The 23,781-nt window shown below is 44.4% G+C and carries 14 protein-coding genes; 9 read left to right on the top strand and 5 right to left on the bottom strand.

The features are described from left to right. Positions 1-5: 5 nt before the first annotated feature. Entirely contained in the window at positions 6-3,422 is a 3,417-nt protein-coding gene (locus tag GWI56_RS10100; RefSeq protein WP_198572818.1) for a chromosome segregation protein SMC, read from the bottom strand. Between the two features lie 197 nt (positions 3,423-3,619). Between GWI56_RS10100 and cysZ the strand changes: the two genes are divergently transcribed. Both cysZ and GWI56_RS10090 read left to right on the top strand, forming a co-directional pair. Next, the gene (cysZ, locus tag GWI56_RS10095; protein WP_028760963.1) at positions 3,620-4,399 is read left to right on the top strand and encodes a sulfate transporter CysZ; all 780 of its coding nucleotides are present in this window, start codon (positions 3,620-3,622) and stop codon (positions 4,397-4,399) included. Between the two features lie 176 nt (positions 4,400-4,575). Next, positions 4,576-6,984 carry a DUF5916 domain-containing protein gene (locus GWI56_RS10090; RefSeq protein ID WP_242068383.1) on the top strand — a complete coding sequence of 803 codons (2,409 nt, stop codon included), beginning with the start codon at positions 4,576-4,578 and terminating at the stop codon, positions 6,982-6,984. A 100-nt stretch (positions 6,985-7,084) separates the two neighbouring features. Here GWI56_RS10090 and GWI56_RS10085 read toward each other — a convergent pair whose 3' ends face one another. Then, on the bottom strand, positions 7,085-8,206 hold the full coding sequence (locus GWI56_RS10085; protein ID WP_028760965.1) for a beta-ketoacyl-ACP synthase III: 1,122 nt from the start codon (positions 8,204-8,206) through the stop codon (positions 7,085-7,087). Then, complete coding sequence (locus GWI56_RS10080) at positions 8,203-9,405, bottom strand: RDD family protein (RefSeq protein ID WP_198572816.1); 1,203 nt, start codon at positions 9,403-9,405, stop codon at positions 8,203-8,205. The genes GWI56_RS10085 and GWI56_RS10080 overlap by 4 nt, the downstream gene beginning before the upstream one ends. A gap of 250 nt (positions 9,406-9,655) precedes the next feature. Here GWI56_RS10080 and cysK point away from each other — a divergent pair, with 250 nt between their 5' ends. The 4 genes from cysK (at position 9,656) to GWI56_RS10060 (ending at position 16,459) form a co-directional block, all read left to right on the top strand. Continuing rightward, positions 9,656-10,624, top strand: coding sequence for a cysteine synthase A (gene cysK, locus GWI56_RS10075; RefSeq protein WP_113940761.1), 969 nt, complete (start codon positions 9,656-9,658; stop codon positions 10,622-10,624). Positions 10,625-10,826: 202 nt separating this feature from the next. After that, the gene (locus GWI56_RS10070) at positions 10,827-11,900 is read left to right on the top strand and encodes a methyltransferase (protein WP_198572815.1); all 1,074 of its coding nucleotides are present in this window, start codon (positions 10,827-10,829) and stop codon (positions 11,898-11,900) included. A gap of 152 nt (positions 11,901-12,052) precedes the next feature. After that, complete coding sequence (locus GWI56_RS10065) at positions 12,053-13,051, top strand: TDT family transporter (RefSeq protein ID WP_168824158.1); 999 nt, start codon at positions 12,053-12,055, stop codon at positions 13,049-13,051. 693 nt (positions 13,052-13,744) lie between these two features. Continuing rightward, complete coding sequence (locus GWI56_RS10060) at positions 13,745-16,459, top strand: TonB-dependent receptor (RefSeq protein ID WP_198572814.1); 2,715 nt, start codon at positions 13,745-13,747, stop codon at positions 16,457-16,459. Between the two features lie 152 nt (positions 16,460-16,611). Here GWI56_RS10060 and focA read toward each other — a convergent pair whose 3' ends face one another. Beyond that, complete coding sequence (focA, locus tag GWI56_RS10055) at positions 16,612-17,607, bottom strand: formate transporter FocA (RefSeq protein ID WP_028760971.1); 996 nt, start codon at positions 17,605-17,607, stop codon at positions 16,612-16,614. 1,219 nt (positions 17,608-18,826) lie between these two features. On the opposite strand from focA, the gene pflB reads away from it, so the two are divergent. Both pflB and pflA read left to right on the top strand, forming a co-directional pair. Then, positions 18,827-21,109, top strand: a complete 2,283-nt coding sequence (gene pflB, locus GWI56_RS10050; protein WP_028760972.1) for a formate C-acetyltransferase — start codon at positions 18,827-18,829, stop codon at positions 21,107-21,109. A 63-nt stretch (positions 21,110-21,172) separates the two neighbouring features. Continuing rightward, on the top strand, positions 21,173-21,913 hold the full coding sequence (pflA, locus tag GWI56_RS10045; protein WP_105252135.1) for a pyruvate formate lyase 1-activating protein: 741 nt from the start codon (positions 21,173-21,175) through the stop codon (positions 21,911-21,913). A 43-nt stretch (positions 21,914-21,956) separates the two neighbouring features. Here the strand turns inward: pflA and yfbV are convergent, their stop codons facing one another. Continuing rightward, positions 21,957-22,400, bottom strand: coding sequence for a terminus macrodomain insulation protein YfbV (yfbV, locus tag GWI56_RS10040; RefSeq protein ID WP_081729091.1), 444 nt, complete (start codon positions 22,398-22,400; stop codon positions 21,957-21,959). Positions 22,401-22,541: 141 nt separating this feature from the next. Between yfbV and ackA the strand changes: the two genes are divergently transcribed. Continuing rightward, positions 22,542-23,741, top strand: a complete 1,200-nt coding sequence (gene ackA, locus GWI56_RS10035) for an acetate kinase (protein ID WP_107948097.1) — start codon at positions 22,542-22,544, stop codon at positions 23,739-23,741. The last annotated feature ends 40 nt before the right edge of the window (positions 23,742-23,781 follow it).

Raw genomic sequence — 23,781 nt, 5'->3', positions numbered from 1 at the left:
TCTAGTTATCCAGCGTCAGCCATCGCCACCGCTTGCTCTATGTCTACCGCAACTATACGAGACACACCGGGCTCGTGCATAGTCACGCCAATAAGTTGATCCGCCATTTCCATGGTTATTTTGTTATGGCTGATATAAATAAACTGTACGCTCTGTGACATTTCTTTTAGCAATCGACAGAAGCGTTCTACGTTGGCATCGTCTAATGGCGCATCCACTTCATCTAACATACAGAAGGGAGCAGGATTCAGCCTAAAAATGGCGAATACCAATGATAAAGCGGTTAAGGCTTTTTCACCACCCGAAAGAAGATGGATTGTGCTGTTCTTCTTCCCCGGTGGTTGGGCCATGATAGTCACACCCGTTTCTAACAAATCGTCGTCAGTTAACGCTAAATAAGCTCGGCCGCCACCAAACACTTTCGGAAATAAGCGTCCGAGATCTTCGTTGACTGAATCAAATGTCGTCTTAAAGCGGCTTCGGGTTTCCTTATCTATTTTACGGATCGCTTCCTCTAAGGTTGCAAGCCCTTTATTTAAATCGTCATCTTGATGATCAAGATAAGATTTTCGCTCACTTTGCTGTTCAAATTCTTCGATCGCCGCAAGGTTAATGGCACCTAAACGAACAATTTTCTGCCGTATTTGATCTAAATCACTCTGCCACTTGTCTGGCATCCCCTCTGCGGGCAAGTTTCCAAGGATTTCAGACAGAATGATTTGCTGTTCCTGTAAGGCTTCCAGCTGACTATTCGCTTGGCCTTTTATTCCTTCACGACGTAACTTTAACGTGCTCAGGCTTTGAGTCAAGTCCTCAAGCTTACCAAGCTCTTGTTTTTGCTTTATTCCTATACGGTTTAATGTGTCTGTGAGCACACTTTGCTGCTGACGAACCTCTTTTAAGCCCTGTTGTTGCTCATGTTGTTGCTTTAGTAACTGCGTTAACTGTTCAGTCAGCTGCACACTATTTTGCACCCCACTCAATTGGGCAACTTTGGCAAGTTCTGTTAACACAGACTCGCGGGAGTGGATGAGTTCATTGACACGCACTTGCTGTAATTCAATTTGCTCCGTGCTCACGGCCATGCGCATCGTCACGGCTTGCAAACCCATTGCAGTGGCTGATAATTGACGTTCTACCTCAGTAATACGCCCTTTTAATGCTTGATGGCGCACACTATCGGCCTGTGTGTCTTGGATGAGTTGCCGCTGAATATCTTCACTAGCCTGCAGCGTCTCATCGAGCTCCATTTCTTGTTCTGCTAATAATTCGCATTGCTCGCTTAAGCGTTCAATATCAATCAAACTCGTACTTAAAGCCGCGTCGAGTTTACTTTGCTGTTCAACGCGCGCCTTCACTTGTTCGATTAAACCACTAAGCTGCATCGACTTAGTCGCTTTATCTAACTGCAATTGATGCAATTTTTGCGCGCCATCGGTCAGTTGCAGTCTTTGTTGCTGCAAAATAGCCGCAAGATCTGTCATCTTGTCTTGCCGAATCTGCAGGGATTGTTGCAAATCGAGGATATTTTGCGCTAACTGAGCTTGCTCTTTACTGAGTTGCACCAGTGACTGGGCGCCCTCTGTTTTCGTGATTAAAAAACCTTGTCCCAGTAGATAACCGTCGGCAGTGACAATCCGTTGATCGGATGTTAGCTGTGGCAGCAGTTCTTTCGCTGCATGGATATCCTTTGCCCACTTAAGCCCCGCTAACCAAGGGGCGAGATTCACCTTAGCCTGTAAAAATTCACTTTGGCTTGATTGTGACGCTAACGCTTGAAACCCCATTTCAGTTTCAGTGACGCCAACGGGCAAGGTCAACAAGCCATTTAGGGCGAGTTCGGCCGCGGTTTCCCAACCATTTTCAACGGTTAAACTCTGCCATAACTGCGGTTTATCACTCTGCTGTTCTTGCTTAGTCAACCATTGTTCAACCAGCTCATGGCGCGCTTTAGTCGCGGTTAATTGCTGCTGAATTTGCTCAGCGCTATGGCGGGCTTCATCTAAGGCTTGCGTACTTGCACTTACACTTTGTTCTTGCTGATGATTAATTTCATTTTGCAGTGTGAGCGCATCATCCAAAGACTCAATATCTTGCTGCAATGGTGTAATACTCGATGCGAGATCACCGTCCATTAACGCCGAAAGTTGCGCCTGCTGCTCACGACTTTGCTGCTGTTTGTGTTGCAGTAATTGCTGCTGATGCGCTAACTGGCTGCGACGTAGTTCAAGCTGCAACTTATGCTGAGAAACATCCGCTGCCTGTTGGCGCGCCACTTCGGCCTGCTGCTGACTGCGTTCTATGCTCATTTCCCATTGGGATTGCAGCTCATCCATGATCTCTTGTTGCTCATCATGCTGTGGCCCAAGTTTGGCAAGCTCAAGCTCCAATGCGCTAAGACTCGCTTTATAACCGTTAAGCTTATCGGTATTTTGTTGGATCTGCTCTTTGACTTGCGCCAACTGGGTTTCGAGCTGGGCGTCGCGCTGCTTTTGATTCTGTAACTGTTGCTCTAACTTAGCGATTTCAGTACCAGTCAGATAATAGGCCTCAACCGCTCGCTGCTCTTGCTCCGCCAATTGCGCGAGTTGCACTTGCAATTCAGTGGTTTGTAATTCATCGGTTTGCGCGAGTGACTGCGCCGCCGCTTGCTGCACTTCAATAGCACTTATCTGCTCAGATAGGCTCGCCATCTGAGCTTGCAACTCTTGATAGCGCATCACAAGGAGTTCAGCATGGGTCTTACGCTCGGCCTGTTTAAGCTCACGATATTGTTTAGCGGCTTTAGCCTGCTGCGCGAGTTTATCTAACTGCTTACCGAGTTCACTGCGAATATCGCCCAAACGCTCGAGGTTTTCGCGGGTATGACGAATACGGTTTTCAGTTTCGCGCCGACGCTCTTTATAGCGGGAAATCCCGGCGGCTTCCTCAATAAAGGTGCGCAAGTCTTGGGGTTTAGATTCAATCAGGCGGGAAATAGTGCCTTGCTCGATAATGGCATAACTTCGCGGACCAAGACCTGTGCCCATAAACAAGTCGGTAATGTCTTTACGACGACACTTTTGACCATTGAGAAAATACCAAGACTCACCGTCGCGGCTCACTTGACGCTTAACGGCGATTTCTTCATAACTGGCATACTGACCAGCGAGGCGACCTTCTTTGTTTTCAAAAATAAGTTCAACACCCGCCACAGACACAGGTTTTCGCGCACTTGAACCGTTAAATATCACATCGGCCATAGAATCACCGCGTAGGTGCTTCGCCGAGCTTTCACCGAGCACCCAACGCACGGCATCGATCACGTTCGATTTGCCGCAGCCATTTGGGCCAATAATGGCGGTTAATGCCTGTAAAAAAGGAATTTTTGTGGGATCGACAAACGACTTAAAGCCGGCAAGTTTTATCTGTTTTAATCTCATGGTGCCAGTTAGCGCGTCTCTGAAGTCTGGCCCGAAAATGAGCCAAGCGGTGCAAATGCATTTATCGGCCAACTTTAACAAAGCAGGCAGCATTTTGTAACGCTTTTTATTGAATTCATGCGGCTTTTAGCTTGTCATCTGTCCATGAGTTGATCACAATCGCATATAGCTGTCGCTTAACTTTTTGGAAAAACGATATGACACAGAAAAAAACCTTGCCCTTCCCAGCCAAAAGTGGCGTTAATTATTTTCTCGATGGCTTTGGTTTAATCACACGTAAAGGCCTGCGCACTTTCGTATTTATTCCGCTAATGATTAACCTTCTGCTGTTTGCTGGCGTCATTTATGTAGCCATAGGCCAGTTAGATACGCTATTCACTTGGATGAATGCCCAGCTCCCTGACTACTTAAGCTGGTTAAACTTTTTACTTTGGCCACTCGCCGTCACCACTATGCTGGTGATGCTTGCTTTTGTATTTAGCTCCGTCATGAACTGGCTCGCCGCCCCCTTTAATGGTCTGTTGGCTGAAAAAGTCGAGCAGTTGTTAACTGGTAAGCAGCTGAATACCGGTTCTGGTATTGATTTAATCAAAGACTTACCGCGTATCCTTGGGCGTGAGTGGATCAAACTCAAATACTATCTGCCCCGCGCACTGGTATTTTTGTTATTGTTTTTAGTGCCTATGGTAGGCCAGACGCTGGCGCCGATTTTATGGTTTCTGTTCAGCGCTTGGATGATGGCGATTCAGTACTGCGATTATCCCTTCGATAACCACAAGGTCAGTTTTAAAGATATGCGCTTTGCCTTGAATCAAACCCGTGGCACCAGTTTTAGCTTTGGCGCCACTGTGACGCTATTTTCGATGATCCCCATAGTCAACTTTATCGTCATGCCAGTGGCGATTTGTGGCGCGACGGCCATGTGGGTCGATAAGTATCGTGAAGCGTATCGCAACCATGCCATCGCACCCGAGTAGTAACACCAGCAGTGCTGAGTCATGGCTCAGCACTGCTCCCCAATTTTTTAGATCCAATAATCTCATCATGTTTCGCCTCGTTAAAATCAACGCAAACCTTGTAACAATTACTCGCTATTGTTAACTTCACATTTTCTGGCAAAATGCGCGCCACGAATGTGTTATTTGAGTCTTTTTTGTTGAAATCAATCTTAGCCATCATCTTATCTAGTCTTACTTTTCTACCTGTAACTTGCCTTGCTGGCTATGCCAGCCAATTTCAGTTAGCCATTCCAACACTTAACAGTGCTGCCAATATTGACGGAGAGTTGGACGATGCCATTTGGCAACAAGCCGCAGTCACAGAGCTCAAATATGAAACCCAACCAGGGGAAAATATTGCCGCATTAGTGAGAACCGAGGCGCGAGTCTATGCGACTAAAACCAGTCTTTTTGTGGCATTTACTGCCAAAGACATTAATCCCAAACTCATTCGCGCCACACTCAAGGACAGAGACAAGCTGTGGAGTGATGATTTAGTCGGAATTAAACTCGATACTTTTAATAATGCCCGTTTAGCATACCAATTTTTTATTAATCCTCTTGGCGTGCAATTAGACTCAATTGAAAACGAATTAACGGGTGAAGAAAGCGAAGCATGGGATGGTATTTGGAAATCCGCAGGCAAGATCACCGCCGATGGCTATCAGGTCGAAGTCGAGTTACCACTGAGACTGTTCAACTTTGACGACAAGAAAAGCCTGCAAGAATGGGGCTTTGAGTTAATTCGTTATTATCCACGCAATGAAAAACATCGCCTATCGACCCATAAGATTGACCGTAATACGAGTTGTCAACTTTGTCAGTTAGGTGTGGCTTCTGGCTTGGCGGGGGCAGAACAAGGACAGGATGTACAAATCACCCCGACTTTTATCGCCAACCGTAACGAACATAAACAGGCGGATGGCTGGGAAGCTGATAACAATCTCGAGCCAGGTGTAGACTTGCGCTGGGGCATTAATTCCAGCACCTTACTCAATGCCACCATTAATCCCGATTTTTCCCAAGTGGAATCCGATGCTGGCCAGCTCGATGTGAACAGCACTTTCTCCTTGTTCTATGATGAGAAACGGCCGTTCTTTTTGGATAATAAAGACTATTTCGACACACAGGTGAATCTGCTGCACACCCGCAATATTGTTGCACCTGACTATGGTATCAAACTGACAAGTAAGAGCGATGATCACACTTTAGCTCTGCTAGCGAGTAACGATAGCCAAACCACGTTTTTGGTACCGGGAAATTTAAGCTCAGAGGTTGCCTCGCTTGATCAAGAAAGTTTGAACCTTGCGGGACGTTATCGTTTCGACATTAGCAAAACCTTCTCCATCGGCGGATTACTTACCGCGAAAACAAGCAGTGACAACACTCACAATGGTACAGCAAATACCCCCCACAATGAGATCAACAGCCAACCCGATTACCACAACTATGTGATTAGTCTAGATGCGAAATATCAACCAACACCACAGGACAGTTTCACTGCACAAGTGGCCCAATCGGATACTCAATACCCCACGGGAGTCTATCGTCAATTTTGTACTGATACTGAAAATGACTCTAGTAATGGTTTGCCCTGTGGCCAATCTCAGCTTGATTGCGAACTCGGTCATTGTCAACTCAACGAACAAGTATTACGTAGCCAATCTGATAGCCGCTTTGGCGGCAATTTATATCAGTTAACCTTTAAACACGAAGAGCGAAATTGGTTTGCTTACAGCGAATACAACGCAGTTGATCCCGATTTTCGTGCCGATTTAGGCTTTGTCGAAAAAATCGATTACCGCACCTTTGAGGCTGGTGCGGGTTTGATTTGGTATCCTACGGGCACCTTTAACAAGGTGGAATTAGCGGGAGATTGGGATATCACTCATAACCAAGCAGGCGAACGACTTGAAGAAGAGTATGAAGCCTACATCGAAATCATCGGCGCATTACAAAGCGAAATCACCTTTGGTGTAGAAACCCGTGAACGTGTGGGGCCTCGCCGCGATGCTTCACAACTCACTATCGCCGGAAATAGTCAACTATATGATGAAACCCAAGTGTGGTTTTATGGCGCAGTAACCCCGTTATCGCCCCTGAGTATGGAGCTTGAAATGTACTACGGCGATGAAATTGATTTTATCAATGATAGGCTGGGCACTAAAACGCAAATGAACCCGAGTATCAATTGGAAAATTGCTAATGGACTTTCTATCGATATCTCCCATCTTTATCAGCAAATGGATGTGGAACAAGGTGCACTTTTTACCGCTAATCTGAGCGATGTACGCCTCAACTGGCAATTCAGTCTACACAGTTTTATTCGCCTTTCTAGCATTTACACCCGGATAAATCGCAATGTGGCGCAGTATTTATATTCAGCGCCGCAGAGTGAGGAAGCGCATTTAGGCAATGAGCTCCTCTACGGTTATAAACTCAATCCGCAGAGTGTGTTCTACCTCGGATACTCTGATAGTTTGCAGGCTAATGATGAGTTAACCCGCCTAACGCGGGACGAGAAAACCTACTTTATGAAGTTAAGTTACGCATGGCTGCTATAAACAATCATTGCCTTAAACAGAAAGCAACTTAGACAAACAACTGACATAAAAAAGCCCACATCTTCCTCGATGTGGGCTTTTTATTATGACGGTGAGAATCTTAGACCTTCTGCAGAATAACACTGCCAATAGAATATCCTGCGCCAAACGAACTCAATAAACCTAAATCGCCAGTCTTAAAGTCACCGGAAAACTTGTGAAATGCAATAACAGAACCCGCGGAAGCCGTATTGGCGTATTCATCTAGTACCACGGGCGCTTGTTCCGCAGACACATCATCCCCAAGCAACTTTCTCACCACAAACTGATTCATGTTGATGTTCGCTTGATGTAACCACAAACGTTTGAAAGACTGTGGCGTTAACGCTTGTTCGGCCAGATGTTCATCCAAATGTTGATAAATCATCGGCAACAGCTCTTTAAATACCTTGCGCCCTTGTTGGTGGAATAACTTATCGGCTTGATGGGCCGCACTCGGATCGCAGCGATTCAAGAAACCGAAATTACTGCGAATATTGTTCGAGTAATCGGTAAAACAGCGGCTTGAGAGGATCTTAAACACATGGTCAGACTGGGCTAAGCTTTGTTCTTCCAGTACCAGAGCCGTCGCCACATCACCGAAGATAAAATGGCTGTCACGGTCGCGATAATTCACCTGTGCCGAGCAAATTTCAGGGTTGATCACTAGCACTCTTGAGGCAGAACCCGTAGCAATGGCATTAGCCGCGGCGACAATTGCAAACGTCGCCGATGAACACGCTACCTGCATGTCGTAACCATAACCCCGCGTACCCAGTGCACGTTGAATTTCAATCGCCATAGCAGGATACGCACGCTGAGTATAAGCGCAGGCAACAATCACTAAGTCAATTTGCTCAGCCTTGAGATTGGCATTCTTTAGTGCCATCAAGGCAGCTTCAAGGCCAATCTCAGCCTGCATCGATAATTCGTCACTGCTGCGCTCAGGAATCAACGGCATCATGACTTCGGGATCCAGAATGCCCTCTTTCACCATCACATATCGGTGCTTGATGCCTGAGGCTTTTTCAATAAACTCGCTCGATGAATAGGACAAAGCCGCAACATGGCCTTGCTCAATTAAGCCTGCATTTTCAAGATTGAAAATATCCACATAAGCATTGAAGCTCTCAACTAAGGCTTCATTGGAAATACTGTGGGGCGGCGTAAATAGGCCACTCCCCGAAATGACGACCTGTTTCATAAATGCTCCAAACGGGTACTGGTTGTAAGGTGAGCAGAGGATGCATCATCACTCGTAAGCACAGGTGCTAACTCATTTTGCCCCTGCGCTTGTTGCTCTAATCGTTGCTTTTTATGCATTTGCACTAAGTCTATCACGACTGTTGAAGATATTTTATCTTGGATCCCCTGCCGATTGGCATCCCAAAATATTTGCATAAAGCCAAGTAAGCCTGTGGTAAAGCCTGCGGCATAGCCACCATAACGGCCAAACGCGGCCCATAAACTGATGTTGGCACCATCGAGCTGGATCACCCGAATGCCCAGCATCTTCTTACCTAAGGTTTGACCATCAAATCGTGCAGTAAAGACGGTAAAGTAAAACGCTGCCCACCCAAAACCCAGCCCCATATCACTCAGAAAGCCTTTCACCCAAGCGACAACACTATGGCTTGTAGCTTCATCAACGGTTCTGAGGCGAGAATATTGCGAAGGGCTCACATTCACTGCATCAGCCACCGCACTTTGCGGCTGTACATCCGGCGAAATAGCTTGAATAGGCTGAAGTGGCTCAGGCGGAGAATCTGTTGTCGCCAACTCAACAGGAAGCGTAATAACAGGCCATAGGCTGCCATTAAGCACTTCCGCCTGTAACTTTTCACTGTCTATGGCAGGCAAACTACTGTTGGCTATGGTTGCTAGCACTATTTCACGTTGATCATTTTCTGTCATGCCCTTTGATCCTGAAGCATTTTTTATCGCTTCATGTAGGGACTGAACTTGAGTTTTACCACAAGCATAATTATTACACTGGCTCAACGACATCAATGCTGGTAGTGACGTAATGATTTGTTCACCTAATGCCAATTGTTGCTCTACTCCCTCACTGCTTTTAACGTCTGTTCCATTAAAATCAAACAGATTATTAGCGGTTGTCAGCAACATAAAAACCAACATCAAGGCATAAAGTCCCCACTTTAATAAACGACCAAACTTACGACTGCGCTTTTCAATCCAGATAATACTGACCACCAGCAAGACAAACATCCAATCCATCTGCTCAGCTAACACAGTGATCAGCAAACCATCAATCAGTATGGCTAACATCCGCTTCAACGGTGTCGCCAATGGGGTATATAACACGGCTGCTGCAATGGTAAATGCCTTTGGTGTTACCATCGTTTTTGGATCTTTACCCAGATCCATTTGTTGCTGCTTCATCTTTGCGCTTGTCCGATACGAGTGATAGGCTAGTTTTACGATTGAGACATCAAGAAGTTATCCCTGTTAATGCCACAATCTTTTTTATGTTAGCAAGAGGTTAACACAGTTAAACTGGCTGCCAATCAGGGTTTGCGAATAACAGCACACCCTTTAATAACCAAATCGAATAAAGAAGAACAAACAATCACTTCTAAAAGCGCCACAGCAGATTATGATTCAGTAGTGCCAACATAGGAGCAAGCAATCCATGAGCAAAATTTTCGAAGATAATTCATATACTATTGGTAATACACCACTAGTACGTTTAAACCGTGTTAGCCAAGGTAAAGTGCTGGCCAAAGTCGAAGCCCGTAACCCAAGTTTCAGTGTTAAATGCCGTATCGGTGCCAATATGATTTGGGATGCCGAGAAGAAAGGTCTATTAACAAAAAATCACGAGCTGATTGAGCCAACATCAGGCAACACAGGTATTGCATTAGCGTATGTTGCCGCGGCCCGTGGCTATAAACTGACCCTTACCATGCCAAATACCATGAGTTTAGAGCGTCGTAAGCTACTCAAAGCCTTAGGCGCAACTCTCGTGCTGACTGAAGGCGCGAAAGGCATGAAAGGTGCGATTGATAAAGCGGAAGAAATTCGCCAATCGGCTCCTGAAAAATACATTTTATTGCAGCAGTTTAATAACCCTGCTAACCCAGAAATCCATGAAAAAACCACAGGTCCAGAAATCTGGAATGATACCGATGGTGAAGTTGATGTGTTTGTTGCCGGTGTAGGTACTGGCGGTACAATTACTGGCGTAAGCCGTTACTTGAAAAAAGTGGCCGGTAAAACCATCACCTCAGTTGCGGTTGAGCCAGCAGATTCCCCTGTTATAGCTCAAACCTTAGCGGGTTTACCTGTGCAACCAGGGCCGCATAAAATCCAAGGTATTGGTGCAGGCTTTATCCCAGGTAACTTAGATTTAGAATTGATTGACCGTGTTGAAGCTGTAACTAACGATGAAGCCATCGACATGGCCCGCCGCTTAATGCAAGAAGAAGGCATTTTAGTGGGTATTTCATCGGGTGCCGCCGTTGTCGCCGCCAACCGCATCGCTGAGTTGCCAGAGTTTGCAGGCAAAACCATTGTGGTGATTTTGCCATCGGCTGCCGAGCGTTACCTATCTTCAGTCTTGTTCCAAGGCCAATTCGGCGACGAAGAAAACGTTCAATAAACGACGTTTTATCGTCCTTAAAATACCCAGCTTTGGCTGGGTATTTTTATTTATGGCATTCCATTATTTAGATCTCGATTACAGAGCATAAACAAGTTACTGCTCAAGTTTGGATACAGCTCATAGTTCTTTGTATCTCAACTGGCTTTCACGGCTAACTTGGTTATAAAGAACGGACCCGCTCGCCAATTCATTCCTTTTTATGTCTTTTTACCGAACACCAAGTAACATCAGCGCCTTCAATGCAAAGTTTGAAGCTCAAAAAATTGCCTTTGGCCCCATTAGTTTCCAAGTCGCCCACTGCCTACTCAAATTCGATGTGCTAGCCCAAATAGATAACGCGGCCGAGCATGGGATCACTGCGGCCGAGTTAAGCCAATCCACCCCACTGAGTGAATATGCCTTGGGGGTATTGTTGGATATGGGGCTCAGTATGGGTCTCGTTTGGCAAAATGAAAATGGCTATGTGCTCGACAAAACGGGGCACTTTTTACTCCATGACGACATGGCAGCCATCAATCTTAACTTTGTGCAAGATGTTTGCTATCAAGGCCTTTTTAACCTTGATACCGCGCTACTAGAAGGCAAGGCCACAGGACTTAAGGTGTTCGGTGACTGGAATACCATCTACCCCGCCTTAAAAGATCTACCACCCAAAGCGAAACAGAGCTGGTTTGCCTTCGATCATTACTATTCGGATCATGCCTTTCCACAGCTTCTGCCATTAGTGTTTGCCCATAAGCCAATCCATTTAGTGGATATAGGCGGCAATACGGGCAAATGGGCACTGAGCTGCTGTGATTATGACGCGAACGTTGAAGTCACGATTATGGATTTCCCGGGGCAACTAGAGGTAGCCACACAAAATGCACTCGCACGAGGTTTTGCAGCGCGCGTGCATACCTTTGCCACCGATCTGCTGGACGACTCCCTACCCTTTGTCGAAGGCGCCGATACTTACTGGATGAGTCAATTTCTGGATTGCTTCTCAAAAAGCCAAATCCTGAGCATTTTACAACGCACGGCAAAGGCAATGACATCAAACAGCCAACTCTTTATCGTCGAAACCTTTTGGGATAGACAGCCATCGGCCGCCTCCGCCTATTGCGTAAATGCCACTAGCCTCTATTTCAGCGCCATGGCCAATGGCAATAGCCGCATGTATCACTCTAAGGATTTATTGGCCCTGCTTCACCAAGCGGGACTGTATGTGGATGAAGATACAGACAATCTTGGCCTAGGGCACACGCTACTGCGTTGTAAACTCAAACCTTAAGTTTAATAGCAACATTAAAGTAAGCAAAACTTATGTAATGAATAAAATTAATCAAATTTATTTATCATAGATACCCGCAGTACACTAAATACATCAAAACAGCGCCCCAAAAAAGCGATGTTAAGCATTGTCAGTATTGAGAGGTATTCAAAATGACTTCAAAACGCAAACGCTGGACATCCCACGCAGCTAAACTTCCCAGCCCTATGGCTGGGTTGGCACTGGCAATTGCCAGCTTAGGTTGGACATGGGAGAACATGACACCTTCACTTAATGGCGCAGGACAACTCACAGGTGCCATCATAGCCTCTGTGTTACTGTTATTGCTCATGGGTAAATTCATGCTTCATCCTAATATTTTAAAGGACGAGCTGAGTCACCCTGTGATTGGTAGTGTGATCCCCACCTTCGCCATGGGCTTGATGGTGGTGTCTAAATCACTCGGCGATTATTTCCCCCATGCAGGCTTAACTCTGTGGCTAGTCGCCATTGGTATCCATGTGATCTTCCTAAGCGCGTTTATCTATTATCGCGCCATTGATTTTAAACTCGAGCACATGGTTCCAAGCTGGTTTGTACCACCGATTGGCATTATCGTCGCGGCAGTGTCTTTCCCTGTGTCTGACTACCAATGGTTAGCAAATGCCATTTTGGTTTTTGGGATGTTGGCTTACTTAATCATGCTGCCTTTGATGCTCTATCGCCTCATTTTCTGTCAGGCGATACCCGATGCCGCTAAACCAACCATTGCCATTCTCGCGGCGCCCGCCAGTTTATCACTTGCAGGTTATCTGACCGTTTGCGAGCAGGCGTCGATTCCCTTAGTCGCCTTACTACTGAGCATCGCCATTCTGATGACCAGCATCATCTACTTGGCCTTCTTTCACCTACTAAAACTGCCCTTTAGCCCAGGCTACGCAGCCTTTACCTTCCCTATGGTGATCGGTGCAACCGCCCTCTTTAAAACCGCTGCTTGGTTAACGCAGTTCAATAACATGGGTGAGTTAGCGATATGGATAAAATACTTAGCAGAATTCGAACTGGTAATCGCCACCTTAGTGGTTGCCTATGTCGCCCTACGTTATTTAGGACACTACTTTCCACTGCAATTTAACGTGGTAGAGCACAAATCAGTTCTAAATAGCAAATAAACAGAACAGCTTTTTGTAAAAATAATTAACCATACAAATGAATTGTTCACTCAAAAAACTAAACAATAAACCGAAAGCGAAGTGAATAGATATTCACTTCGCTTTTATATTTAAACAGTCAAAATTAAATAATCAGAAATAGCATTTGATTAGTTTTTATTCTTTACAACATTTCATTCCATAATTTTACTTCTAGCTTACTGACGCGGTGTAAAAATATCACCATACAAAATTAAACCGCATGAAAACCCTTATTGATAACACTCCTCAATCATCCAATCTAAAATATATGGAATGACAAACCATATCGTTATTAATCTTTACTTTTTCACATAAAATAGTTTCAAACTATTATTGAAAACAACAAAATTAAAACACAATAAAACAAAATATTAGCAACAATAAAAAAACAAAAAGAATCAATAATAAAAACAAAAAGCCAAATAAAAAACAAAACCCTCAAATTAAAACCTTATCTGCCACCGATTACACACACACCCTACTTATATCTGCATTTTAAAAAGAGAGTAAATAACAAATTTTAAACAAAACTCCAGCATGACCAATGTTGCACTTGTTATTTTCTTGTGGTTATATCCTGAACTCAATTAAATGAGAGCTTAATTCTTTACATAAGTAACCATTTAAGAAAAATAAAAAATAAACATACAACATGTGTTAAGGGAGAATAAAATGCGTGCAAATTCTACATTAGCCAAAGCCGTTCGCTTTGCATTAATAAGCGGAGCAGCTACTGCCGCGTTAACCACTTCGATAGTATATGCAGCTGAAGATGGTGCCAAAGTTGAACGTATTGAAGTAACAGGTTCACGTATTAAGCGTACCGATATGGAAACCGCAACCCCAGTTACAGTACTAAGTGCTGATGATATGGCAAAACAAGGTTTTACTAACGTACAAGATGCATTGCAGAGCCTGACTTCAACAACAGGAGCAATGACAACTCAATCAGTACATGGTTTTACACCAGCTGCGTCATCAATCAGTTTACGTAATGCGGGTGCAAGCAGAACGCTAACATTGATTAACGGTAAACGTCTCAACCAATATCCTAAACCAGCAGGTGGTACAGACAACTTTGTTGATACCGCAAACTTACCAATGGAAGCAGTTGCTCGTATTGAGATATTACAATCTGGTGGTTCAGCAATTTATGGTGCAGATGCTGTTGGTGGCGTAGTAAACATTATTTTAAAAAGAGATTTTGATGGCGTCGCATTAAAATATCGACATGGTGATACTACTGAAGGCGGTGGTGGAAGCGATCGAATTGCGCTATCTCTGGGTTCATCTTCCGAACGTGGTAACGTCTCAACCTTCATCGAATTTACTGATACTGAGCGTTTGAATGCAACTGATAGAGCTGTTTTTGGATTAGATACAGACAAAGTACCTTATAGTAAATATTCACAATACAGCTCATATGGGGCTGGCATTACAGGTAAAAAACCTGCTGGTGGAACGACACCAAAAGGCCAACGTGTCCTCACTGCGAGTGAATGCGAAGCGGGCGGTTTTCTTTGGACAGGTAACGCATGTGGCTTTGATCGCTCAAAGTGGCGCGATCTATCACCAGAAAGCACCCGTTTTATCAGTTCAACGAACTTTAACTATGAACTTGCAGATAATTTGAACTTTGTAGGACGTCTTGATTTTGCAGAAGCAAAATCAACAACACGTATCGAACCTATGGGTATCGATAACTACACAGTCAATGTTGCAGGAGACAAAGTAACTTTAGGCGTTGATTTAGATGATTCACTGACAAAGACATTCGACAAGAATACAGGTCTTGGTGGAGATTTTAAAAATGCCGAAAATGGTGACTACAACTATATTCGTCGTTTGCACGAATTCGGCAACCGCGCAGGAGAAACAAGTACCCGTAACTATTTCTTCACCGCGGGCTTGGAAGGCGTGATCGCTGATGATTATAGTTGGGATACATCCGTAAATTACGGCCGTACTAATGTGGATGTATTCAATAGTGGCTTTGCGACTGTTGGTGGATTATTTAATTATCTAGCTCAAGGCACTGACGGTAAATCACTGCTTGCGCCAATCAGCACAAATGATGTCAGCGGTATAGCGTACACTCCGTTTGAAAAAGCTCAATCAACTCAAAAAAATATTCAGGCAAATATCACAGGTCCAGCATTTGAACTGCCAGCAGGTTCAGCAGACTTTGCTTTTGGGGCGGAATATACCACTCAAGACTACTCATCAGAATCTGACTCAGAATCTGTTAAAGGCAATATTCTAAGCCGTGGTGGTTCATCAGGTGCTGGTGAGCGTTCATACTGGGCAACCTATATGGAATTAAAGCTTCCAGTTCTTGAGGACTTAACACTTGATGCGGCCTTACGTTATGACCGATATGATGATTTCGGTGGAAATTTGTCGCCGCAATTAACCGTAGAGTATCGTCCACTTGATGAATTATTAGTTCGTGGCTCTATCAGTAAAGTGTTCCGTGCACCAGATATGCATCGCGTATATGGAGATGCAACTAAAGCATATAGCAATATCATTGATTTTAAACAGTGCCAAGCTCTAGGTGGAACTCCATCTCAGAAAAATCCAGATCCAACACTGAACAAAATCTGTAATGAACTCAATATTGATATCACTACTGGTGCTAACAAAGATCTTAGCGCTGAAACAGGCTATACAGCCAACATAGGTGCTGTATATGGTGGCGATAGCTTAAATGCTTCACTCGATATTTGGGAGTGGAAACTGGATGACATGGTAAGTGACATCTCTGCAAGCAAAGCTGCTCGTGAATATGAAACTTATGCAAACATGATCACCCGTGACGCATTAGGTACTATTACTCACATTAATACCGTCGCACAAAACCTTGCTTATCAGAAAGTTCGTGGTATTGACTTAACCACTGGTTACGGATGGGATGTCGCTGACTTTGGTGAGTTAAAACTAAACTTTAATGGTACTTATATTCTTCTTTCTGAAGGACAAACAGATCCTACAGCTGCAATTGATGATGACATCGATGATGGTGGTTTACCGCAATATAAAGCCAATATCATTTTAGGTTGGTATATAAACGATTTTGAAACAACTTTAGGCGCTTACCACACAGCAAGAATGCATGGTGTTGGATATAAATCGTTTAAAAAAGCTGCATTAGATAAAGGTTTGGCATTCGATGAAAGTGCAAACGAAATTGCATCACAAACGAAGTGGAACTTAACATCGGCTTATAACATCACAGACGCAATTAAAGTGACTGGCGGTGTAATGAACTTATTTAATGTTGGACCAAACTTTGATCCAACAGATACAGCCTGGCCACACTATAACCGCTCATCATATGATGCGCGTGGTCGTGAATGGTTTATCGAAGGCGAAGTTAAATTCTAATATGGTGTTTATGAGTTAGAACCTAATCAAAAAACGGCATCTTCGGATGCCGTTTTTATTTACTTCATTATTTACACATCATAGTAAACCGACATAAAAATGCCCAGCTACCTGCTGGGCACTTTCACTTCAGACTAATAATTAAAGGCGTTCTAGGAATGTTTAGTCAGCTTAATCTCACTCTGATGCTGAGATTTTTCAGCATGCGAATGTGGTGCAGAAAAATGTTCATGATGAGCTTTGTGTGGTTCAGCCAAGGTGACTTTACCCTGCTCTATCCACCAATAACCTAAACCAACAATCACACCGCCACCGACAATATTGCCTAAGGTTACAGGTATTAAATTATTGAATATAAAGTTTGCCACGGTTAAATCGGCAAATTGTGCTTGAGTAACCCCTAAAGACACGAAGAACTCTGGGCTGGCGATAGATTGGATCATCATGCCCATAGGCACCATAAATAAGTTAGCGATACTGTGTTCAAAGCCACTACTAACGAACATAGCCACAGGTAAAATTAACAGTAACGATTTCGTCAGTACATCACGACTAGCAAAGGTCATCCACACACCTAAACACACCAACATGTTACATAAAATGCCTAAACTAAAGGCTTGAATCCAAGTATGGTGCAGTTTGTGCTGTGCCACTTTAAGTGCATTTAATCCCCAATTACCACCATCGAGATCATACATACCTGCGGCAGTGATCAAGCAAACCATCAACATAGCGCCGACAAAATTGCCGGCATACACGCGGCACCAACATTTGAGTAATTCAGCGCCAGTGACCTGTTTTTGTGCCCAGGCGACGGTACTGAGTACAGAACTGGTGAACAGTTCTCCACCGCAAACAACCACTAAGATTAAACCTAAACTAAAGGCTATTCCGCCAACGAAACGAACTAAACCCCAAGACGCATCGCCTGCGCCAGTAGTTACGGTTAAATAAAAAACAAAGGCTAAAGCGATAAATGCGCCAGCAAACACGGCTAAGCCAAAGGACTGCCAAGGTGCTTTAACCACTTTGCTTGTCCCGTAAATTTCAGCCTGATTGTAACAACTAAAATGAGCTGAAACCTGTGGCGCTTCATGTGCGCTGTTTGTCACAGTTGGAACTGATGACGATGGATTTGGGCTTTTCATTGCATAACTCCAACTTCAGATAAACAAACTTGAACGCGTAGCATAGGTATCTCCAGCAGCGCCATTGCGCAGATAACACGAATCAAAACCGAGATAATGATTTGCTGCTTAAATGATGATTCACTAAAGTCTCGCTTTGTATCATACAACACGCTTATGCTGTGAAGCAGATATTGCTAAAGCGTGATGCTATTCACACCCAAAATGTGAAAACTTTGAAGCCAAAAACACAAAAGGTTAATTGGTCTTACCATGTCAACCCGATTTTCATCGCGAGAATGTGGCTTAATTAAGATGGTATACAATGCATATCCTGCACGTTTCCATCTCATATTTAGCGAACTAACGCTTAAATTAATGCGCTATAGATTCAAGTTAACCTCAGCAATGACACATTAAATGACCAATAGCTTGACGCGTGTATCTCGGTATTCATTAAATTGAACCCACTATAACCCATAATTTAGCATTGACAGTTCAGTCCAACAGCAAGTAACAAGTTGCCTGCATCATTGCAAACTACCATATTTAGCCACTCTCTAACCCTTCCTGAATGATTTAAGTATTGCATGCTTTATTTGATGGCGTTATGACATGCCGTATCCTAAATCGACACTAAGTTAGCAAAGAAAAATAAATTAATACAAATAGCTAACATCAAACTTATTTTTAATATCATAACCACTGCGCCTACTGTGACAGCTCCCATTATCGAGCCGTGACTCCCACCAATCAAAATCAGCCTATACGAGGATAGATTTATCCTCGCTAAAGGTGGACAGTAAATGGTAACAATATAGGCAGGCTGATTTAAGAGATAATGGGGTTCAGATGTCACACCAAGTTAAAAAGCGTGCCGTATTCCCTATTGTGGTAAAAAAATGCTACCTAGCTAGCAAATTTGGGATTAACAGAGCATAAACCAAGCCGTTTAAGATGCGATAGCGACAGACCTATGTTAATATGCCTATGGACAATTGGTCTTACCAATTATAAAGATTTATCAGTAGCCGATAATCAAAGTAAGCGAATATTTGTCATCTTATCGGGTATCAATAGACAGACTTTTGGAGTGACGAGCGCTTCAAAATCCAGTTCCCATCATAGGGCGTCATCATGAAGGGAGCTTTATTTCAGGAATTAGCTATTGGCTTATACTCAGCATTGCTTAACGCTGATCGCCAATAACCTTTTATCTCAACCAGAAGGTATTAGTACGATGACCGACAAAACTGAACTGTTTGCCAACGCATGGGAAGGCTTTACTCCTGGCGATTGGAAATCTGAAGTCAATGTACGTGACTTTATCCAACAAAACTACGCGCCTTTTGAAGGCGACGAGTCCTTCCTCGCCGGTGCCACCGAAGCGACCACAAAATTGTGGGATAAAGTCATGGAAGGCATCAAACAGGAAAACCGTACCCACGCGCCTGTTGATTTCGACACTAAGATGGTTTCAACCATCACTTCCCACGACGCTGGCTACATCAACAAAGAATTAGAAACTATCGTTGGCTTACAAACAGACGCGCCGCTAAAACGCGCTATGTTGCCTAACGGTGGTATTCGTATGGTGGAAAGCTCATGCGCCGCCTACGATCGTGTACTGGATGAAGATGTTAAATACGTTTATTCAGAACTGCGCAAAACCCATAACCAAGGTGTGTTCGATGTTTACACCCCCGAAATTATGGCCTGTCGTAAATCAGGTATTTTAACGGGCTTACCCGATGCCTATGGCCGTGGCCGTATCATTGGTGACTATCGCCGTGTGGCACTTTACGGTATCGATTACCTGATGAAAGATAAGTTTGCCCAATTTAGCTCACTGCAAGCGCAGTTTGAAGCGGGTGAAGAGTTATCTAACGTTATCCAATTACGTGAAGAAATTGCCGAGCAACACCGTGCATTAGGCCAAATGAAGAAAATGGCTGCCAAGTATGGCTTCGATATTTCTCGTCCAGCGACCAATGCACAAGAAGCGATCCAATGGACTTACTTCGGCTATTTAGCTGCAGTGAAAAGCCAAAACGGCGCAGCCATGTCATTAGGTCGTACCTCTTCATTCCTCGACATCTATATTGAACGTGATCTGAAAAATGGCACCTTAACTGAGCAACAAGCTCAGGAAATGGTTGACCATTTCGTGATGAAATTGCGTATGGTGCGTTTCCTACGTACCCCTGAATACGACGAATTGTTCTCAGGCGACCCAATTTGGGCGACAGAGTCAATCGGCGGTATGGGCTTAGATGGCCGTACGTTAGTGACGAAATCAAGCTTCCGTTTCTTGAACACCCTTTACACTATGGGTCCAAGTCCAGAGCCAAACATCACAGTCTTATGGTCAGATAAACTGCCAATCGGTTTCAAAAAATATTGCGCCAAAGTGTCTATCGACACTAGCTCAATCCAATACGAAAACGATGACTTAATGCGTCCAGATTTCCAATCAGACGACTATGCAATCGCCTGTTGTGTGAGCCCTATGGTTGTGGGTAAACACATGCAGTTCTTCGGTGCTCGCGCTAACTTAGCGAAAACCATGCTGTATGCGATTAACGGCGGCGTAGACGAAAAACTGAAAATCCAGATTGCCCCTAAAGCAGACATGATCACAGACGAAGTGCTCAACTTTGATGATGTGATGAATCGCTTAGACGGTTTAATGGATTGGTTAGCGACTCAATATGTCACTGCACTGAACTCAATCCACTACATGCACGATAAGTACTCTTACGAAGCCGCGCTTATGGCGCTGCACGACAGAGACGTACGTCGCACTATGGCTTGTGGTATTGCGGGTTTATCTATCGCAGCCGACTCACTGTCTGCCATCAAATACGCCACCGTAAAACCAGTGCGTGATGAAAACGGCATAGCCGTTGATTTCGATATCAGCGGTGACTATCCAAAATTTGGTAACAACGACCCACGTGTAGATGATATCGCCTGTGACTTAGTTGAACGTTTTATGGCGAAAATTCGTGACCGTAAAATGTATCGCAATGCGATCCCAACGCAGTCAATTCTGACCATCACCTCAAACGTGGTTTATGGTAAGAAAACCGGTAACACACCCGATGGTCGTCGTTCAGGTGCGCCATTTGCACCGGGTGCAAACCCTATGCATGGCCGTGATGAAAAAGGCGCAATCGCTTCTTTAACCTCAGTGGCAAAACTCCCATTTGCCCACGCTCAAGATGGTATCTCTTATACCTTCTCAATCGTGCCAAATGCGCTGGGTAAAGATGATGATGCTCGCCGTACCAACTTAGCGGCATTGATGGACGGATACTTCGACCACAATGACAAAAAAGAAGGTGGCCAACACTTAAACGTCAACGTGATGAACCGCGAGATGCTCGAAGATGCCGTTAAGCATCCAGACAAATATCCACAGCTGACCATCCGTGTTTCTGGCTATGCAGTGCGCTTTAACTCACTGACGCCAGAACAACAACAAGATGTGATCACGCGTACATTCACAAAAGGTCTGTAAGCTAAATTAGTCAAGGCTGTAGTACACTGTGCTACAGCCTCACTTATTTTAACAGGAGTCACAATGGCAGTTATCGGTCGGATCCACTCGGTGGAATCCTTTGGCACAGTAGATGGTCCCGGCATACGGTTTATCACCTTTATGCAGGGCTGTTTAATGCGCTGCCAATATTGCCACAACCGTGACACTTGGGATCTTGATGGCGGAAAAGAAGTTCTGGTCGATGAGTTAATGAGTCAAATCATCAGCTATCGGCCTTTTCTCGATGCCAGCAATGGTGGTGTTACGGCCAGTGGTGGTGAAGCCATTTTACAGGCCGAATTTGTCGCCGAATTATTCACAGCCTGTCAGCAAGAAGGTATTCATACCTGTTTAGATACCAATGGTTTTGTACGTAAGTACACGCCAGTGATTGATGAGTTACTCGACCATACTGACTTGGTCCTGCTCGACATCAAGCACATGGACGATGAAAAACATATTGAGTTAACCAAAGTCAGCAACCATAGAACATTACAGTTTGCGCAGTATTTGGCAGAGCGTAATCAAGCGACGTGGATACGTTATGTCGTAGTGGGCGGATTTACCGACGATGAAGCATCGGCATTACAACTGGCCGAGTTTATCAAGCCCATGAAAAACATTGAAAAGGTAGAGTTACTACCCTATCACGAATTAGGTAAACATAAGTGGGAAGCCATGGGCGAAAGCTATCAACTCGATGGGATATCCCCCCCGAGTCGAGAAACCATGGAAAAGATCAAAGCGGTATTTGTCCAACAAGGGATTAACGCGATTTATTAATCCACAGTAATAGAAAGCCAAAACGGATAACCGCGGCAACGGCCTAAAGTTCTTCCCAATAACTGGCATCTAAACGCTCAAAGGCTATTTTTAAAATCAGTGCCATATCGAGGTAACAGGCCTTAGCGCCTAACGTGTGGCAATTGATACCCATGGATGACAACTTCGCACTCAACTGGTTAATCCAGTCGAACAGCGTTAACGGTAATGGATGGCGAGCTCGCCAGCCTAACCACAGCAGCCCCTGTAACGGTAAGCTGATGAAAAATAAACCGAGAGTGACAGCTTGGGGCAGAAATGCCCAACCGTGAATATACAGCTGGCTCATGCTCACAAAAATCGCCAGCACTGGCATCACCAGTATGGCAAGCTGAGTCGCTCGGACGACCCGATACTCAGGAAAATAAAAACCCAGTTGTCTAACCATAGGCCAAGTCTTCATATACTGATGACCATCACCTAAGGTTTTGAGGATCTTAATGCTCAATCTTAGACACCAACTACAATGGAATACTGCTCTTACCATAGCACAATCTGGCGAATCGCCCCAAGACTGATATGGTAAAAACACCGCAGTTCCTCATTATTTTGAATCGTTATATTAAACACAATGGCAAAGGGTTTACACATGTCAAATAAACTGGTTTTAGTTCTCAATTGCGGTAGCTCTTCTCTCAAATTTGCCGTCATTGACGCGCAAACAGGTGACGACCAAATTTCTGGCTTAGCTGAATGTTTTGGTTTAGAAGACTCTCGCATTAAATGGAAAATCAACGGCGAAAAACATGAAGCAGCCTTAGGTGCATTTACGGCTCACCGTGAAGCAGTTGAATACATTGTTAATAAAATTCTTGCGGAACAACCTGAATTAGCAGCAAAAATTCAAGCCGTTGGCCATCGTATTGTTCACGGTGGTGAGAAATTCACTCGCTCAGTGATCATCGATGAGAGCGTGATCAAAGGTATCGAAGACTGTGCTTCATTAGCACCACTGCACAATCCTGCTCACCTTATTGGCATCCGCGCGGCAATGGCCTCTTTCCCTAAATTGCCACAGGTTGCTGTATTTGATACCGCTTTCCACCAAAGCATGCCAGACAGAGCTTATGTCTACGCCCTGCCTTACAAGTTATACCGTGAACACGGTATTCGTCGTTATGGCATGCATGGCACGAGTCATTTATTCGTTAGCCGTGAAGCGGCAAAAATGCTCAACAAGCCCATCGAAGAAACGAATGTTATCTGTGCTCATTTAGGCAATGGCGCGTCAGTCACGGCCATCAAAGGCGGCAAAAGTGTCGACACTTCTATGGGCTTAACCCCATTAGAGGGTTTGGTCATGGGCACGCGTTGTGGCGATATTGACCCTTCAATCATCTATCACTTAGTCCATCAACTGGGTTACACCTTAGAAGAAGTGAATAACCTGATGAACAAGCAAAGTGGTCTGCTGGGTATTTCCGAGCTGACCAACGATTGCCGTGGCATCGAAGAAGGTTACGCAGACGGTCATAAAGGCGCGACCTTAGCCTTAGAAATCTTCTGCTACCGCTTAGCCAAGTACATCGCCTCTTACACTGTGCCACTGGGCCGTTTAGATGCAGTCGTCTTCACCGGCGGTATTGGCGAAAACTCAGATTTAATCCGTGAAAAAGTGCTCAACATGCTGGAAATCTTCAATTTCCATGTCGATAGTGAGCGCAACAAAGCGGCGCGTTTCGGTAAGAAAGGTATCATCACCCAAGATAAAGGCACGATTGCCATGGTGATCCCAACGAACGAAGAATGGGTTATCGCTGAAGATTCCATTAAACTTATCAACAAATAAAAAGACCTAAGCCGTTTGCTCACCCAGACGGCTTTATACC

This window comes from Shewanella sp. DW31 (assembly GCF_015767295.1).
In the GTDB taxonomy this organism is placed as follows: domain Bacteria; phylum Pseudomonadota; class Gammaproteobacteria; order Enterobacterales; family Shewanellaceae; genus Shewanella; species Shewanella oncorhynchi.
The sequence above is the reverse complement of the archived record's forward strand: the minus strand, read 5'-3'. Positions and strand labels throughout refer to the sequence as shown.